We start from the raw sequence: 16,734 nt of genomic DNA, 5'->3' as shown, positions 1-16,734 counted from the left end.
AAACCCCAGCCGCAGAAGGAGATCCACACGCATGGCTGAAGTACTCGTCCTCGTCGACCACGTCGACGGCAAGGTCCGCAAGACGACGTCCGAGCTGCTCACGATCGCCCGCCGCATCGGTGAGCCGTCGGCCGTCTTCATCGGCCCGGGCTTCGACGCCGCCAAGGAGACCCTCGTCCGCTTCGGCGCCGAGAAGATCTACCGCGTCGAGTCGCCCGAGGTGCTCGAGCACCTCGTCGTCCCCCAGGCCGAGGTGCTCGCGCAGCTCGTCGGCTCCGCGTCGCCGGCCGCCGTGCTCGTGCCCTCCAACCCCGAGGGCAAGGAGATCGCCGCCCGCCTCGCGGTCAAGACGGAGTCGGGCCTGATCACCGACGCCGTCGACGTGCAGGCCTCGAGCGACGGCAGCGGCGGCATCGCCACGACCCAGTCGGTCTTCGCCGGCTCCTACACCGTGTCGGCGACGGTCACCCAGGGCACGCCGATCATCACCGTGAAGCCCAACTCGGCGACGCCGGAGGAGGCTGCGGGAGCGGGAGCCGACGAGGTCGTCGACTTCACGCCGTCCGACGCCGCCAAGGGTGCCCGGATCACGGAGTCCAAGCCGAAGCAGGCCACCGGCCGCCCCGAGCTCACGGAGGCCGCCATCGTCGTCTCCGGTGGCCGTGGCACGGCCGGCGACTTCTCCAAGGTCGAGGCCTTCGCCGACTCGCTCGGTGCTGCGGTCGGAGCCTCACGCGCCGCCGTCGACGCCGGGTGGTATCCCCACACCTCGCAGGTCGGCCAGACCGGCAAGCAGGTCAGCCCGCAGCTCTACGTCGCGTGCGGCATCTCCGGCGCCATCCAGCACCGCGCCGGCATGCAGACGTCCAAGACGATCATCGCGGTCAACAAGGACAACGAGGCACCGATCTTCGAGCTCGTGGACTTCGGTGTCGTCGGAGACCTCTTCACCGTCCTGCCGCAGGCCACCGACGCGATCCAGGCCGGCAAGGACTGACACCCGCAACCGACGCCCACAGGCGCGACGCACGTCATGAGGCCGGCCCCGGCAACCCGGGGCCGGCCTCCTGCGTGTCAGGCCGCACCCTCGCGCGGCACGTCGTGGGGTGCGTCAGGCGGCACGTGGGGCGGCATCGTGCGCAGCCAGCTGCGGGCCCGCTCGCGGTTGAGGGCGTATGCCGTCCGGCCCGTTCCCAGCGTCCACCACGGCCCGTGCAGGGCCTCCGCAGGCAACCGCATCGCCCGCTCGGTGCCGGGGCGCCACTCGACCCGGCCCGACTCGGCGATGCGCTTGACGCCGCGCCGCTCCACCCTCGTCGTCGCGAGGGTGTTGTGCACGAGCATCGACCGGGTGCCGAGGTCGACGCGTGCGGTCCACGCACGCCACCCCACGGCGACCCCGACGAGGACGCACACGGCATACGTCAGCAGGGTCGGCAGCGCCGGCACGAGGCGCACCAGCAGCCGGGCCACGAAGTAGGCGACGACGGGGTTGGCCAGGGCCGCGACGGCCCGGTGGGCGGTGGGGGCGCGCAGCGTGTCGACGGCGCCGCCCTCGTGCCTGCCTGCCATGCGCAGATCATAGGCAGGGCCCCGCCCCGCGCGGGGTCCGGCGCGAGGTCGGCGGCACCTGCAGCGCGGCCTAGAATCGGTGGGTGACCGCCTACCTGGACCACGCGGCGACGACGCCCATGCTGCCGGCGGCGCTGACCGCCATGACGGAGCAGCTCGCCGTGGTCGGCAACGCCTCGTCGTTGCACCGCATCGGTCGGGCCGCGCGGCGCGCCGTCGAGGAGTCGAGGGAGAAGATCGCCCGGTGCCTCGGAGCCCGACCCTCGGAGGTGCTCTTCACCTCCGGCGGCACCGAGTCCGACAACCTCGCGATCAAGGGCACCTATGCGGCCCGTCGCGACGCCGACCCGGCGCGGGTCCGGCTGCTCGTCTCGGCGATCGAGCACCACGCGGTGCTCGACTGCGTCGACTTCCTCGTCGCCCACGAGGGTGCCAAGGTCACCTGGCTCGAGGCCACGCCCGACGGCCGGGTCGAGCCCGAGACCGTGCGCGCCGCGATCGAGACCGAGCCGGAGTCGGTTGCCCTCGTCTCGGTGATGTGGGCCAACAACGAGGTCGGCACGGTGCAGGACGTGCAGGCGATCGCCGCGGTCGCGCGCGAGCACGGCATCCCGTTCCACACCGACGCCGTGCAGGCAGCCGGCCACCTGCCCGTCGACTTCGCCGCGAGCGGGGCCGACCTGCTCTCGGTGACGGCGCACAAGCTCGGGGGTCCGATCGGGGTGGGCGCACTCGTTGCCCGACGCGACGCAAGGCTCGTGCCCCTGAGCCACGGGGGAGGGCAGGAGCGGCAGGTCCGCTCGGGCACCCTCGACACCCCGGCCATCGTCGGCTTCGCCACCGCGCTCGTCGCGGCCACCGCGTCGATGGAGGCCGAGGCCGTGCGGCTCGCCGCCCTGCGCGACGACCTCATCGAGCGGGCCGCCGCCCTGGGCGCGGGCATCACCCCGACCGGCTCGTGGGAGCGTGGCGACGCGACCCACCGCCTGCCCGGCAACGCGCACCTGCTCGTGCCGGGCTGCGACGGCGACTCGCTGCTCTACCTGCTCGACGCGGCAGGGGTCTCGTGCTCGACCGGGTCGGCGTGCCAGGCCGGCGTGCCCCAGCCGAGCCACGTGCTGCTCGCCATGGGGGTCTCCGAGAGCGATGCACGCGGCGCGCTGCGCCTCACCCTCGGCCACACGTCGACGGCTGCCGATGTCGACGCGGTCATCGCGGCCCTGCCTGCCGCGATCGAGCGTGCCCGCCGGGCTCGCGAGGCGACGGCGTCATGACGGGCGCGCGAGGCGACGGCGTCATGACGACGGCGTGGGTGCGGGTCGTGGACCGGCCGGCGAGGGCCGACTGATGCGGGTCGTGGCGGCGATGAGCGGCGGCGTGGACTCGGCGGTGGCCGCTGCGCGCATGCTCGACGCCGGGCACGAGGTCGTCGGCGTGCACCTCGCCCTCAGCCAGAGCGCGGCGACGCTGCGCGAGTCCGCGCGCGGCTGCTGCACCATCGAGGACGCCGGCGACGCGCGCCGGGTGGCCGACGTGCTCGGCATCCCGTTCTATGTGTGGGACATGGCGGCCCGCTTCAACCGCGACGTCGTCGAGGACTTCACGCGCGAGTACGCCGCCGGCCGCACGCCCAACCCGTGCCTGCGCTGCAACGAGAAGATCAAGTTCGCAGCCCTGCTCGACAAAGCCGTGGCGCTCGGCTTCGACGCCGTCGCCACCGGCCACTACGCGCAGATCGTCGAGACCGCCGACGGCCGCCGTGAGCTGCACCGGGCGGTCGATGCGGCCAAGGACCAGAGCTATGTGCTCGGTGTGCTCGACGCCGACCAGCTCGCGCGGGCCTTCTTCCCCCTCGGCGACACCGAGAAGCCCCGCATCCGCGAGGAGGCAGCCGAGCGCGGCTTCTTCATCGCCAAGAAGCCCGACAGCCACGACATCTGCTTCATCCCCGACGGCGACACGCGCGGGTGGCTGACGCGGCGGCTGGGGGAGGCGCCCGGCGACATCGTCGACACGGCCGGAGCGGTGGTGGGTCACCACGAGGGCGCCTACGCCTACACCGTCGGTCAGCGTCGGGGCCTCGGGCTCTCGCGCCCGGCGGCCGACGGACAGCCGCGCTACGTCGTCGAGGTGCGCGCTGCGGCCAACGAGGTGGTCGTCGGCACGGCCGACCTGCTCGGGGTCAACGCCATCTCGGGCGACCATGCCCGGTGGTGTGGTCCGCCCCCCGAGGGCATCGTGCGGGTGGGCGCGCAGGTGCGTGCGCACGGCGAGGAGTTCGCGGCTACGGCCTGGGCCGAGGAGGGGCGCGTCGAGGTGCGGCTCGACGACCGGATCCGCGGCGTCGCACCGGGCCAGTCGGTCGTGCTCTACGACGGCACCCGGGTCATCGGGTCGGCCACGATCACCGCCTCCCGCCTCGAACGCGCCCCCGCAGCAGCACACGCAGACTGATCCGCAGATTGATCCGCAGACTGATACACCCGCGGCATCAGTCTGCGAATCAGTCGGCGTCTGGTGCTGTCAGGGCGACAGTGATCGCAGACCGATCGGCAGCCTGATCCCGCCTCGCACCGCGCCGGGCGGCTCAGTCGAGGCTGCGGGTCCAGGTCACGGTGCGCGCGGTCGGGCGGAAGCCGAGCGAGCGATAGAGCCGCTGCGGCCCCGGATAGCCGTCGTCCCCCCGCGGTGTCACCTGCCCGAGCGTGCCGCCTATCGACCGCAGGTGGTGCAGCGACGCGAGGGTCACGGCTGCTGCGAGGCCCCGACCACGGTGCTCGGGCACGCACCCGACCGGCTCGACGAGACCGACTCCGGTGGCCGGGTCGAGCCAGACGAGGGCCGAGGCCACCAGCTCGCCCGAGGCATCGGTGACGACCCAGTCGAGGTCGGCCCGATACGCCCACGCCGCCATCACCTGCGCGTAGGCCTGGGCGTCGACCTGCGAGGGACCGACGTCGGACCATGCAGCCGCGTGCACCGCCGCCCGAGGGCCCGCTTCATCCGCCGAGACCTGGCGCAGCGCATACCCCTCAAGCGCCGGCACCGGCGGCAGGTCGACGAGCTCGACCACGTGGTGGACGAAGAACGGCCCGTCCTCCTCGGGCGCGAATCCGGCTGCGGCCAGAGCCTGCTCGGCCACATCGCCCTGCATCACCAGGGCGGACTGCTGCTCGGCGTCGCTCACCTCCTCGAACCACTCGAGCAGCTCCTCGGCGACCTCGGGGTGCGCCGGGTCGACCTGCAGCTCCAGCCAGTCAGGGGCCTCGGCCCAGCCGAAACCCACCGCCTCGCCGCCGGCCTCCCAGATCGAGATGGCCTCACCGTCATCCACCCCCGCGGCGTCGACCGGTCGCGAGTAGCGGTTCCAGGCGAGCTGCCCCGGGTGGAAGCGGCTGTGCGGTGACCACAGACGCGAGGCCATTCCCTGCATCGCCACCAGGTCGTCGGGCCCGCCGAAGTCTCGCCTCACAGCAGCCCACCCAACCACAGCGCCCGGCCCGAGCGGCAGGCCCGTGACGGCGGTGACCCCGCGCGGCGGCATACTGGCGCGGTGACGCTCGCGACCGGAATCGGCTCCTGGCCAGGCACCTCGGTGCGCGATGCGCTGGGGCAGGTGCGCGAGCTGCTCGACGGGCAGCTGCCCTACCTGCCCGAGCTGCCCGAGCGCGGGCCGGGTGCCGACATGGTCGGCCGCACGGCCGGGATGCTCGTCGAGCTGCCGGTCGACCTCCAGCCGGTGGGGTGGCGGCTCGTCGACCGGCCCGGCCGCGACGCCCAGCGCACCGCGGCTCTCCTGCGCGAGGACCTCGACGAGCTCGCCGAGGCGTTCGACGGCCACACCGGGCCGCTCAAGCTGCAGGTGGTCGGGCCGTGGACCCTCGCCGCCGACCTCTGGCTGCACCGCGGCGAGCGGGTCATCGTCGACGAGGGCGCGTGCCGCGACCTCGTCGAGTCGCTGGCCGAGGGCATCCGCCTGCACGTCGGGGCCGTGCGGTCGCTCGTGCCCGGCGCCCAGATCGTGCTCCAGGTCGACGAGCCCTCGCTGCCGACGGTGCTGGCCGGCCGGCTGCCCACCTCGTCGGGCTGGGGACGGCTGCCCAGCCTTGACCCGCAACGGGCCGCTGCGGGCCTCGCGACCGTGCTCGGCGCCCACGACGGCGACACCGTGCTGCACTGCTGCGCCGCCGATCCTCCGGTGCCCCTGCTGCGCGCCGCCGGACCCTCGGCCCTCTCGCTCGACACCTCGCTGCTGCGCCCCCGCGCGTGGGAGGGGATCGCGGTGGCCGTCGAGGACGGCCTCCGGCTGCACGCGGGGCTCGTGCCCACCGACGGCAGCCGGCTGCGTGCCCAAGAGCTGGCCGACGACTTCGTCGCCGCGTGGCGCCGCATCGGTATGCCGTCGGCCCGGCTCCTCGACGTCGTCGTGACCCCGGCCTGTGGCCTGGGCACCTGCGCACCCGACGTCGCCCGCGCCGTGCAGCGCGCCGCGGTCGAGACCGCACGCGAGCTCGAGGAGCGCAGCGCGGACTGACCCTGGCGCCGTCGCGGGGAGTGGCAGGCGAACGGCCGGCCACCCTCGTGGGTGGCCGGCCGTTGTCAGGACCGGTGGAGCGGCGTCAGAGCGCGGAGCCCGCGGCCCACTTGGCGGGGCTGAGGTTCCAGTCGGCGTAGCCGTTGCCCATCGTCATCGGCCGGTCGGTGCCGGTCGTCTCGACGACGTCGCCGATGATCATGTTCTTGTAGACCCACTCGCCGTTGGCGTCGCTCATGCCGGTGCAGCCGTGGCTGACGTTGCGCCGGCCCTGGTCCTTGACCGACCAGGGGGCGGAGTGCAGGAACTCACCGGAGTGCGTGATGCGCAGGGCCCACTTGACGGGGGTGTCCTCGTAGTAGCCCTCGTCGCCCTCCTTGAGGCCGATCGTCTCGGCGCGCATCGTGATGTTGGTGACCTTGTCCATGATCACCTTGACGCCCGAGCGGGTGACGAAGTCCTTGGAGCCGCCGGTGACGGGGATGGTCTTGGCGACCTTGCCGTCGATGACGACCTTCATCTGGTGCGTCTTGAGGTCGACCTTGGCGATGACCGACCGACCGATCGTGAACTCGGAGGTGCGGCTCATCTCGCCCCACCGGCCACCGCCGGCGGGCACGCCGTTGAGGTCGGCGTCGACCTTCACCTTGGTGCCGGCCTTCCAGTACGACTTGGGACGCCAGTGCGCCTCCTTCGACGACAGCCAGTACCAGGAGCCGGCCTGGGTCGGCGTCGTCGTGACCGTCATCTTCTTCTCGAAGCTCGCCTTGTCGACGACCGGCAGGTCGAACCGGACGATGACCGGCATGCCGACACCGACCTTGCCGCCGTCACGCGGGGAGACGGAGACGTACACCTGGTCGTCGAGCGTGAGGTTGGCCGTGCGGAAGGTGCGGGTCTCCTCGGTCGTCGTGCCGTCGGCGCCCTTGGCCTCGAGGGCGAGGGTGTACTTCACGCCGGGCTCGAGCAGGTCGCCGGCCGTCCACGTGCCGCCCTCGAGCGTGCCGTCGACCTTGACGGTGTTGCCCTTCTTGCTGCGGTAGGACAGGGACGCCTTCTCGAGCGTGCCCTTCTCGGCCGCAGCCGTGACGCGGGTGTCGACGGCGACGTCACTCTCCTCGTCGGCCGGCGTGGTCTTCCAGACCACGGGCTCGACGGTCGGTGTCTGCGACGTGGGCTCCGCGCTCGCGGAGGTCGTCGTGGTGCCAGCGGCGCCGGTAGCGGCCGGCCCGTCGGCGTTGGCCGTGGCGTTGCAGGCGGACACGGCCAGCACGGCCACGAGGGCCAAGCTGGAGACGACGGTGTGACGGATGGTGGACTTCACGCAGCAATCCCCTCGGTGACCCGCGTGGCAGTGCTCCGCGCCGGTGGCGAAGTCGTGACGAGTCGGTTGGAACCAGATACCAGTGTCACCGATGACAGCGCGTACGACAAAACGGCACGCCTGTTGTCCAGCGTGTCGCAGCTGTGCGGGGGGCCGCGCAGGACCCTACCCGCAGGTATGCCGTGGGGCCAAGCCGGACGGCATACCTGCACTCCCGGCCGGGCCGGTCTGGGAGGTGGGGGAGCGGGCGCTCAGGCGGAGGGGCGCACCTCGCGTCGCAGGATCTTGCCCGACGGGCCCTTGGGCAGCTCGGGGAGCAGCCAGAGCTTGCGGGGGTACTTGTAGGCGGCGATGCGCTCCTTGACGTAGTCCTGGATGTCGTCGAGGGTCGCCGTCGCGCCGGGGCGCAGCACGACGGCGGCGCCGACCTCCTCGCCCATGAGGTCGTCGGGGATGCCGACGACGGCCGCCTCGAGCACCTCGGGGTGGGTGTAGAGCACCTCCTCGACCTCGCGGGGGTAGATGTTGAGCCCGCCCCGGATGATGAGGTCCTTCTTGCGGTCGACGATCGTGTAGTAGCCCTCGTCGTCGACGGTGGCGAGGTCGCCGGAGCGGAACCACCCGTCGGGGATCGCCTCGGCGGTGGCCTCGGGGCGGTTCCAGTAGCCCTTCATGATGTTCTCGCCGCGGATCGCGATCTCGCCGATCTCGCCGGCGGGGGTGTCGTTGCCGTCGATGTCGACGAGCTTCATCTCGCAGCCGGGGATCGCGCGCCCGATCGTGCCGGGCTTGGTGGGGGCGTCGGGCATGTTGAACGACGCCACGGGTGAGGTCTCGGACAGGCCGTAGCCCTCGAGGATCTGGCAGCCGAACGTGTCCTCGAACGAGCGCATGACCTGGGCCGGCATCGCCGATCCGCCCGAAGCGCAGGTGCGCAGGGTGCTCGTGTCGGCCTGGTCGGCGTTCGGGTGGTTGAGGATCGCGGCATACATCGTCGGCACGCCCTGGAAGATCGTCACGTCGTCGCGACCGAGCACCTCGATGGCCTTGGCCGGGTCGAAGCGCGGGATCAGGGTGAGCGTCGAGCCGCGCAGCACGGAGGTGTTGAGGCCGCAGGTGAGGCCGAAGACGTGGAAGAGGGGGAGGCAGCCCATGATGACGTCGTCCTCGGTGATCTGCATGATCTCGCTCGCCGACACCTCGGCGTTGCGGTGCAGGTTGAAGTGCGTCAGCTCGGCGCCCTTGGGCTTGCCGGTGGTGCCACTCGTGTAGAGGATCACGGCGGTGTCCTGGTCATCGCGCTCGACCGGCGCGAGGACGGGCTCTGCAGCCGACTCCGAGGCATCGAACTGCCCGTCAGCGGGGCCCATCGGGCCGCAGACGACGAGGCGGGTGCCGGTCTCGGCAGCGGCCTTGCCCGCCTCCTCGGCGAAGTCGGGCCACACGAAGCTGAAGCGGGCGCCGGAGTCCTCGAAGAAGTACTGGATCTCGCCCGCCTTGAGGAGTGGGTTCATCGGCACGACGACCCCTCCGGCGAGGAGCGTGCCGTAGAAGGCGACGGGGTAGGCCGGGACGTTGGGGAGGATGAGCGAGACGCGGTCGCCGGGCTCGAGGCCCGCCGCCCGCAGCTGGCCGGCCACCCGGGCGGCCGCCTGGTGCAGCTGCGACCACGTGACCCCGACCTGGTCGAGTCGGATGCCCACCTTGTCGGGGATCCGCTCTGCGGTGGCGACGAGGTTGCTGGCGAGGTTGGTCATCGAGGCTCCTTTGCTCCGGCCGGTTCCGGCCCATTGTCACTGGTCAGTAGCCCGGTGAACAGACCCGGGGTGGGAGGCCCGCTGATGGGGGACGGTGGCAGATCGGAGGCAGATCGTCGGCACTCCCGTCGTCGGTGCCGGCTGGCAGGATGAGCGCGTGACCGAGAGTGGCAGCGCCCCCCTGACCGACGACATCCCGGCCGCGGTCCACCAGGAGTGGGCCGAGCTCGCCGAGCAGGCGAGCTCGGCGCAGTTCGCCTACCACGTCAAGGACGCGCCGACGATCAGCGATGCCGACTACGACGGGCTCATCCGGCGCCTCAACGCCATCGAGGAGGAGCACCCGTCGCTGCGCACGCCCGAGAGCCCGACCCAGAACGTCGGCGGGGCTTCCTTCGCCACGGGCTTCGAGACGGTCGACCACCTCGAGCGCATGCTGAGCCTCGACAACGCCTTCTCCTTCGAGGAGCTGCGCGCCTGGGCCGAGCGGGTCGAGCGTGAGGTCGGGGCGGGCGCGCACTTCCTCACCGAGCTCAAGATCGACGGCCTCGCGGTCAACCTGCTCTACGAGAAGGGCCGGCTCGTGCGGGCCCTGACCCGCGGCGACGGCCGCACGGGCGAGGACGTCACTCACAACGTGCGCACGATCCGCAGCGTGCCCTCGCGCCTCACCGGCGACGACGTGCCCGAGCTCGTCGAGATCCGCGGCGAGGTCTTCTTCCCCACAGCGGCCTTCGCCGACCTCAACGCGAGCCTCGTCGAGGCGGGCAAGGCGCCCTTCGCCAACCCGCGCAACGCCGCTGCGGGCTCGCTCCGCCAGAAGGACCCCAAGGTCACCGCGTCGCGTCCGCTGCGCATGCTCGTGCACGGGCTCGGGGCCCGCCGCGGCTTCGACGTCGAGCGCCAGAGCGAGGCGTATGCCGCCCTGCGCGCCTGGGGTCTGCCCACCTCCGACGAGGTGCGCGTCCTCGACGACATCACCGCTGTCGAGGAGTTCGTCACCTTCCACGGTGAGCACCGGCACGACCGGGCCCACGACATCGACGGCATCGTCGTCAAGGTCGACGAGGTGGTGCTCCAGCGTCAGCTCGGAGCGACCTCGCGGGCGCCGCGCTGGGCGATCGCCTTCAAGTACCCCCCCGAGGAGGTCAACACCAAGCTGCTCGACATCCGGGTCAACGTCGGGCGCACCGGCCGGGTCACCCCCTACGGCGTCATGGAGCCCGTCGTCGTGGCGGGGTCGACCGTCGAGCAGGCGACCCTGCACAACGCCTACGAGGTCGAGCGCAAGGGGGTGCTCATCGGCGACACCGTCGTGCTGCGCAAGGCCGGCGACGTCATCCCCGAGATCGTCGGCCCCGTCGTCGACCTGCGCGACGGATCCGAGCGCGCCTTCGTCATGCCGACCGAGTGCCCTGCCTGCGGCACCCCCCTCGCCCCCGAGAAGGAGGGCGACAAGGACATCCGGTGCCCCAACTCGCGCTCGTGCCCGAGCCAGCTGCGCGAGCGCATCTTCGCCCTCGCCGCGCGCGGTGGTCTCGACATCGAGGCCCTCGGCTGGGAGGGCTCGATCGCCCTGCTCGAGTCGGGCATCGTCACCGACGAGGGCGACCTCTTCGCCCCCGCTGCCGACAGCCCGCATGCCGGCGACTACGGCATCACCCGCGAAAGGCTCGCGAGGGTGCCGCTCTACACCCGGACGGCGAAGAAGACCGACCCCGAGGACGCGGTGGTCGACGGCCGGGTGCTCTCCGCCGGGGGCGACAAGCTGCTCGCCGAGCTCGAGAAGGCCAAGTCCCAGCCCCTGTGGCGGGTGCTGGTCGCACTGTCCATCCGCCACGTCGGGCCCACGGCGGCGCGGGCGTTGGCAACCCACTTCGGCACGATGGACGCGATCCGGGCGGCGTCCACCGAGGAGCTCGCCGGGGCCGAAGGGGTCGGGGGAGTCATCGCCGAGGCCGTCACCGCGTGGTTCCAGGTCGACTGGCACCAGGAGATCGTGCGCAAGTGGGCCGACGCCGGGGTGCGCATGGCCGACGAGGTCGACGCCTCGACACCGCGCACCCTCGAGGGCAAGACGGTCGTCGTCACCGGCTCGCTCGAGGGCTTCTCGCGCGACGAGACGAAGGAGGCCATCATCAGCCGCGGGGGCAAGGCCTCCGGTTCGGTGTCGAAGAAGACCGACTGGGTGGTCGTGGGCGCCAACGCCGGCACCAAGGCGGCCAAGGCCGAGGAGCTCGGCCTGCCGGTGCTCGACGAAGCAGCCTTCCGTCGGCTGCTCGAGACGGGCTCGCCGGACGGAGCCCCCTCATCGTGACCCCGTCGTGACCGGTCCGTGACCGGTCCGCGACGGGAGGGTCGACGTGGAGTCACCGCTCCGGGCACGTGGCGGCAGGCATGTGCGCGGCACCCACAGAAGCGCACGAGGTGTGTGCGGCCCCACCGTCCACACGCCGGTGGGCCCTCCTAGAGTGTGCCGAGTCGATCACCGGTCGACGCCCGGGCGACCACCGCCCGACCCTGCCTGAGACGCACGAGGAGGTGCAGGCCTTGACGGCTACCCCGTTGCTCGAGACCCGCTCCCTGACCAAGGAGTTCCGCGGTTTCCGAGCCGTCTCCGACGTGGACCTCGCCGTCGAGCGCGGCACGATCCACGCCCTCGTCGGACCCAACGGGGCCGGCAAGACAACGCTCTTCAACCTGCTGACCGGCTTCCTCACGCCGACGTCCGGCACGGTCCACTTCGACGGCCAGGACATCACCGGCAAGGCGCCCGAGCAGATCGCACCGCTCGGCATCGCCCGCTCCTTCCAGATCACCAGCCTCTTCGAGGCCATGACACTCCAGGAGCACCTCGAGCTGGCGCTCGCCAGCCCGACCGGCATGGCCAACCAGTGGTGGCGCTCGGTCACCCGCCTGGGCCGCTTCCGGGAGCGCTCGATGGAGCTGCTCGAGCAGGTCGGTCTCGCCGACCGCGCCGGGGCACCGGCCTCCTCCCTCGCCTACGGCCAGAAGCGGGCGCTCGAGCTCGCCATCGCCATGGCCCTCGACCCGAAGCTGCTGCTGCTCGACGAGCCGACGGCCGGCATGGGCCTCGAGGACGTCGACCGCACCATCGCCCTCGTCAAGGCGCTGTCGGCGGGCCGCACGGTCGTCTTCGTCGACCACAACATGCACGTCGTCGGCTCGCTGGCCGACCGGGTCACCGTGCTCCAGTCGGGGCAGGTGCTCGCGGAGGGTCCCTACGACCAGGTCCGTGCCGACGAACGCGTCATCACGGCATACCTCGGAGCCGTCCATGAATGAGCGCATGAGCGAGCGCCTGAGCGAGCCCACGAGCGCCCAGGCCACCGAGCAGACGACGGAGCAGGAGGCCGCATCCGCGACGCCGCCCGCGGGCGACGGGGTGGGCAGCCTGCTCACCGTCACGGACCTCTCGGCGTGGTACGGCGAGGCCCGGGTGCTGACCGACGTGAGCGTCACCGTCGCCCCCGGCGAGGTCGCCACCCTCGTGGGCCGCAACGGCGCCGGCAAGACGACGCTGCTGCGCTCCGTCATGGGACTGCACAAGCAGGTGAAGGGCACCGTCAGCCTCGACGGGTCCGACCTCGGCAGGCGCAGCCCCGACGCCCGCGCCCGCGCCGGCATCGGCTGGGTGCCCGACGACCGCGGCATCTATGCGAGCCTCTCGGTCGAGGAGAACCTCCTGCTGCCGCCCGTCGTGCACGAGTCGGCCTGGTCGATCGAGAAGGTCTACGAGCACTTCCCTGTCCTCGCCGAGCGCCGTGACTTCCCCGGCACCAAGCTCTCGGGCGGCGAGCAGCAGATGCTCGCCATGGCCCGGGTGCTCCGGATGGGCTCGCGCCTGCTGCTGCTCGACGAGCCGAGCGAGGGCCTGGCCCCCGTCATCGTCCAGCGCATCGGCGAGATCATCCGCGAGATCAAGGCCCAGGGGGTCGGCGTGCTCCTCGTCGAGCAGAACGTCACCTTCGCCCGCTCCGTCGCCGACCGGCACTACCTGCTCGCGCAGGGCCGGGTCGTCGAGCACCTCTCCAACGACGCCTTCGCAGCCCGCGAGAGCGAGCTGCTCACCCACCTCGGGATGTGACCCACCCTCGTCGTCGGTCCCACCGGGGCCGAACGGCACCCCGCACGACCCGGCACCACACCTGACCCGGTGTCACCCGGCACCACCACCACCCGGCACCACCTCCTCCACCCATCCCCACGCACCACCGACCACACCCCCAGGAGGGGACATGCGCAGCAGGACCACCACCGGCGTCTCGGCCGTCGCGATCGCCGCCACCGCCTCGCTCGCCCTCGCCGCGTGCGGCGGGGCCGGCGGGCCGCAGGCCGGAGCATCCGGAGGCCTGACCGACGACAAGATCGTCATCGGTCTGCTCAACGACCAGTCCGGCGTCTACAAGGACCTCTCGGGTCCCAACTCCAAGGTCGCCATCGAGCTCGCCATCGCCGACTACCAGGCGAAGTACGGCGAGAAGGCCGTCGCCAAGACGATCGAGGTCGTCGCGACCGACCACCAGAACAAGGCCGACATCGCCAACTCCAAGGCGCAGGAGATGTATGACCGGCAGAAGGCCGACATCATCCTCGACGTGCCCAACTCGGCCGCCGCGCTCGCCGTCGCGACCCAGGCCAAGAACAAGAAGAAGCTCTACATCAACATCGGCGCGGGCACGACCGCCCTGACCGGCGCGAGCTGCAACGAGTACACCTTCCACTGGGCCTACAACACCGCCGTCCTCGCGCGCGGCACCGCAGGCACGATCACGAAGGAGGGTGGCAAGAAGTGGAACATCGTCTACCCCGACTACGCCTTCGGCCAGGACATGAACAAGTCCTTCACTGCCGAGGTCGAGAAGGCCGGTGGCACCGTCGGCCAGTCGATCGCCTCGCCGTTCCCGAGCGACAACTTCGCGACCTTCATCACCAAGGCCGGCGAGGGTGACCCCGATGTCGTCGGCTCGATGCACGCCGGCGGCGACCTCATCAACTTCGTCAAGCAGTTCAACCAGAGCGCGCTCAAGGACACGGTGCAGCTCGCGGTCGGACTGATGTTCATCACCGACATCCACTCGCTGGGCGTCGACCAGTTCGCCGGCACGCAGTTCACCGACGCGTGGTACTGGAACTTCGACGAGGAGAACCGGAAGTGGGCGGACCGCTTCACGGAGAAGACGAATACCCGTCCGTCCTTCGCCCACGCCGCCAACTACTCGGCTGCGCTGAACTACCTCGAGGCTGTCCAGGAGGCCGCCACGGACGACGCCGACGCCGTCGTCGCCAAGCTCGAGGGCAAGAAGATCAACGACGTCTTCCTGCGCAACGGCGAGATCCGCAAGGGCGACCACGCGGTCACCCACGACGTCTACCTCGCCAAGGTCAAGAGCTCCGCGCCCGAGGAGTGGGACTACGAGGAGATCGTCAAGACGATCCCCGCGGCCGAGGCCTACGGCGAGGTCAACCCCGCCTGCACGCTCGGCTGATCGTCGGCTGACGACCCCGAGCCGCCCCCGTAACGACCGAGACGACCGAGACGACCCCGAGCGAGCGACATGAGCGCATTCATCCAGTACACGTTGCAAGGCCTCGCGGCCGGTGGCTTCTACGCCCTGTCCGCACTCGGTCTGGCCGTCATCTTCGGCGTGCTCGGGGTCGTCAACTTCTCGCACGGCGCCTGCTACATGCTCGGCGCCGTCATCTCCGCGGTGCTCCTCGCCGAGCTGAGCATCGGCTTCTGGGCGGCCCTCGTCGTCGTGCCGATCCTGATGTTCGGCTTCGGGGTGCTCATGGAGCGACTCTTCGTGCGATGGCTGCTCGCGCTCGACCCGCTCTACAACTTCCTACTCACCTTCGGCCTCACGCTGATCATCGTCGAGGCGGTCAAGCAGCGCTACGGCGTCTCCGGGCTGCCCTACGAGATCCCCGCGGGTCTCGGCGGCCAGGTGACGGTGGGCAGCGTCAACCTCTCGGTCTACGCGATCTTCGCGTGCGTCTTCTCCGTCGTCGTGTGTCTCGCCGTCGGCCTGCTCATGACGAGGACGCGCATCGGCATGATCGTGCGGGCCTCCACGGAGGACGCCGACCGCACCCGTGCCCTCGGCATCAACGTCACGCGCTGGGTCACCCCGGTCTTCGGATTCGGCATCGCCCTCGCGGGCCTCGCCGGCGTGCTCGCCGCCCCGAGCCGGGCGATCACGGCAGAGATGGGGAGCAACTTCATCATCATCCTCTTCGCGGTCGTCGTCATCGGCGGTCTCGGCTCGATCCTCGGCGCCGTGGTCGCCGGCTTCCTCGTGGGACTCGTCGAGGCCTATGGCGTCGCCTACGCCCCCGCCTACGCCCAGATCGTCATCTTCGTCCTCATGGCCGCAGTAGTCCTCGTCCGGCCCTCCGGACTCTTCGGAAGGGAGGAGGTCGCGTGAGCGAGCAGATGACCGCCAAGGTCGACGTCGACCTGGCGCAACCCTCGATCCTGTCGCGGCGCAGCCCGTGGCGCTACCTCATGCTGCTGGCCGGGCTCGCCGTGCTCGTCCTTCTGCCCTACTGGATCTATCCGCCCGTCGCGATGGACATCCTCTGCTGGGGGCTCTTCGCGATCAGCGTCGACCTGCTCCTCGGCTTCACCGGCCTGCTCAGCTTCGGTCACGCCGCCTTCTGGGGCGGCTCGGCCTACTGCACCGGCCTCATCGCGATCCACTGGGGCGTGCCCTTCCCCGTCGCGGTCCTCGGCGGCTCGGTCTTCGCGATGCTCATCGCCTGGCCGATCGGCTGGCTGTCGGTGCGTCGCACCGGCATCTACTTCGCCATGGTGACGCTCGCCTTCGCCCAGATGATCTACTTCATCGCCAACCAGCTGCGCGACCTCACCGGGGGCGAGAACGGCCTCCAGGGCATCCCGCGCACCTTCTTCGGCATCGAGGCGGTCGAGACCGACTCCTTCTACTTCTACTACGCCGGTGCGGCGCTCATCGTCATCGGCATCGCAATCGCCTGGCGGGTCGTCAACTCGCCCTTCGGGCGGGTGCTCACCGCGGTACGCGACAACCCGGCTCGGGCGCGTGCGCTCGGCTACGACGTCGAGGTCTTCAAGATCAAGGCCTTCGTCATCTCGGCCGGTCTCGCCGGTCTCGCCGGTGGCGTGTTCTCGATCAGCCACGGCTTCGCCTCGCTGCAAGAGCTCGCCTGGACGACGTCGGGCAAGGTCGTGCTGATCACGGTCCTCGGCGGCATCGGCACCCTCTGGGGCGGCCTCGTGGGCGCCGGCGTCGTGGTCACCCTCGAGGACTACCTCGCGAGCTCCGGCTTCGAGGGTATCGGCCTCATCACCGGCGTCATCTTCGTGCTCATCGTGCTGCTCTTCCGGCACGGCATCTGGGGCACGGCCCGCAACGCGCTGCGCAAGCACGTCATCGAGCGTCGTCGAGCGCACCGCGACTGAGGCCTCACCAGGCACCCTCTGGCACCGTCCACCTCCACCCCGGCCCGCTTGCTCCGCGCGCTGTCCCAGCGCACCCGGACAC

Annotated in this window: 14 protein-coding genes; 10 read left to right on the top strand and 4 right to left on the bottom strand. The window is 71.2% G+C overall.

Annotation, left to right across the window (positions count from 1 at the left end):
• Nucleotides 1-31 precede the first annotated feature (31 nt).
• Complete coding sequence (locus LG278_RS14800; RefSeq protein ID WP_404388047.1) at nucleotides 32-997, top strand: electron transfer flavoprotein subunit alpha/FixB family protein; 966 nt, start codon at nucleotides 32-34, stop codon at nucleotides 995-997.
• A gap of 77 nt (nucleotides 998-1,074) precedes the next feature.
• On the opposite strand, the gene LG278_RS14795 is transcribed toward LG278_RS14800, so the two are convergent.
• Nucleotides 1,075-1,572 carry a hypothetical protein gene (locus tag LG278_RS14795; protein ID WP_404388045.1) on the bottom strand — a complete coding sequence of 166 codons (498 nt, stop codon included), beginning with the start codon at nucleotides 1,570-1,572 and terminating at the stop codon, nucleotides 1,075-1,077.
• 83 nt (nucleotides 1,573-1,655) lie between these two features.
• Between LG278_RS14795 and LG278_RS14790 the strand changes: the two genes are divergently transcribed.
• Together LG278_RS14790 and mnmA are read left to right on the top strand one after the other, a co-directional pair.
• Nucleotides 1,656-2,846 carry a cysteine desulfurase family protein gene (locus LG278_RS14790; protein WP_404388043.1) on the top strand — a complete coding sequence of 397 codons (1,191 nt, stop codon included), beginning with the start codon at nucleotides 1,656-1,658 and terminating at the stop codon, nucleotides 2,844-2,846.
• Between the two features lie 73 nt (nucleotides 2,847-2,919).
• Nucleotides 2,920-4,026 carry a tRNA 2-thiouridine(34) synthase MnmA gene (gene mnmA / locus LG278_RS14785; protein ID WP_404388041.1) on the top strand — a complete coding sequence of 369 codons (1,107 nt, stop codon included), beginning with the start codon at nucleotides 2,920-2,922 and terminating at the stop codon, nucleotides 4,024-4,026.
• Nucleotides 4,027-4,159: 133 nt separating this feature from the next.
• Here the strand turns inward: mnmA and LG278_RS14780 are convergent, their stop codons facing one another.
• Entirely contained in the window at nucleotides 4,160-5,044 is an 885-nt protein-coding gene (locus LG278_RS14780) for a GNAT family N-acetyltransferase (RefSeq protein WP_404388039.1), read from the bottom strand.
• An 81-nt stretch (nucleotides 5,045-5,125) separates the two neighbouring features.
• Between LG278_RS14780 and LG278_RS14775 the strand changes: the two genes are divergently transcribed.
• Complete coding sequence (locus LG278_RS14775) at nucleotides 5,126-6,106, top strand: methionine synthase (RefSeq protein ID WP_404388038.1); 981 nt, start codon at nucleotides 5,126-5,128, stop codon at nucleotides 6,104-6,106.
• Nucleotides 6,107-6,191: 85 nt separating this feature from the next.
• On the opposite strand, the gene LG278_RS14770 is transcribed toward LG278_RS14775, so the two are convergent.
• The gene (locus tag LG278_RS14770; RefSeq protein WP_404388036.1) at nucleotides 6,192-7,430 is read right to left on the bottom strand and encodes an Ig-like domain-containing protein; all 1,239 of its coding nucleotides are present in this window, start codon (nucleotides 7,428-7,430) and stop codon (nucleotides 6,192-6,194) included.
• 251 nt (nucleotides 7,431-7,681) lie between these two features.
• The gene (locus tag LG278_RS14765) at nucleotides 7,682-9,187 is read right to left on the bottom strand and encodes a long-chain fatty acid--CoA ligase (protein WP_404388034.1); all 1,506 of its coding nucleotides are present in this window, start codon (nucleotides 9,185-9,187) and stop codon (nucleotides 7,682-7,684) included.
• A gap of 157 nt (nucleotides 9,188-9,344) precedes the next feature.
• Between LG278_RS14765 and ligA the strand changes: the two genes are divergently transcribed.
• The 6 genes from ligA to LG278_RS14735 all read left to right on the top strand — a co-directional run bounded on the left by ligA (nucleotide 9,345) and on the right by LG278_RS14735 (nucleotide 16,652).
• A complete protein-coding gene (gene ligA, locus LG278_RS14760; protein WP_404388033.1) occupies nucleotides 9,345-11,504 on the top strand; it encodes an NAD-dependent DNA ligase LigA in 2,160 nt (719 codons plus the stop codon).
• Between the two features lie 233 nt (nucleotides 11,505-11,737).
• Nucleotides 11,738-12,493, top strand: coding sequence for an ABC transporter ATP-binding protein (locus tag LG278_RS14755; protein ID WP_404388031.1), 756 nt, complete (start codon nucleotides 11,738-11,740; stop codon nucleotides 12,491-12,493).
• A gap of 4 nt (nucleotides 12,494-12,497) precedes the next feature.
• Nucleotides 12,498-13,295 (top strand): ABC transporter ATP-binding protein, encoded by a 798-nt coding sequence (locus tag LG278_RS14750; RefSeq protein ID WP_404388029.1) that lies wholly within the window; start codon nucleotides 12,498-12,500, stop codon nucleotides 13,293-13,295.
• A 151-nt stretch (nucleotides 13,296-13,446) separates the two neighbouring features.
• On the top strand, nucleotides 13,447-14,697 hold the full coding sequence (locus LG278_RS14745; RefSeq protein WP_404388027.1) for an ABC transporter substrate-binding protein: 1,251 nt from the start codon (nucleotides 13,447-13,449) through the stop codon (nucleotides 14,695-14,697).
• A 69-nt stretch (nucleotides 14,698-14,766) separates the two neighbouring features.
• The gene (locus LG278_RS14740) at nucleotides 14,767-15,636 is read left to right on the top strand and encodes a branched-chain amino acid ABC transporter permease (protein WP_404388025.1); all 870 of its coding nucleotides are present in this window, start codon (nucleotides 14,767-14,769) and stop codon (nucleotides 15,634-15,636) included.
• Nucleotides 15,633-16,652: a branched-chain amino acid ABC transporter permease gene (locus LG278_RS14735; RefSeq protein ID WP_404388024.1), complete on the top strand. Its 1,020-nt coding sequence runs from the start codon at nucleotides 15,633-15,635 to the stop codon at nucleotides 16,650-16,652. The genes LG278_RS14740 and LG278_RS14735 overlap by 4 nt, the downstream gene beginning before the upstream one ends.
• Nucleotides 16,653-16,734: the final 82 nt, after the last annotated feature.

The sequence above is a fragment of the Humibacillus xanthopallidus genome, from assembly GCF_044793955.1.
Taxonomy (GTDB): Bacteria; Actinomycetota; Actinomycetes; order Actinomycetales; family Dermatophilaceae; genus Humibacillus; species Humibacillus xanthopallidus_C.
Note: the sequence above shows the minus strand (reverse complement) of the source record. Positions and strands in the feature narration are given on the sequence as shown.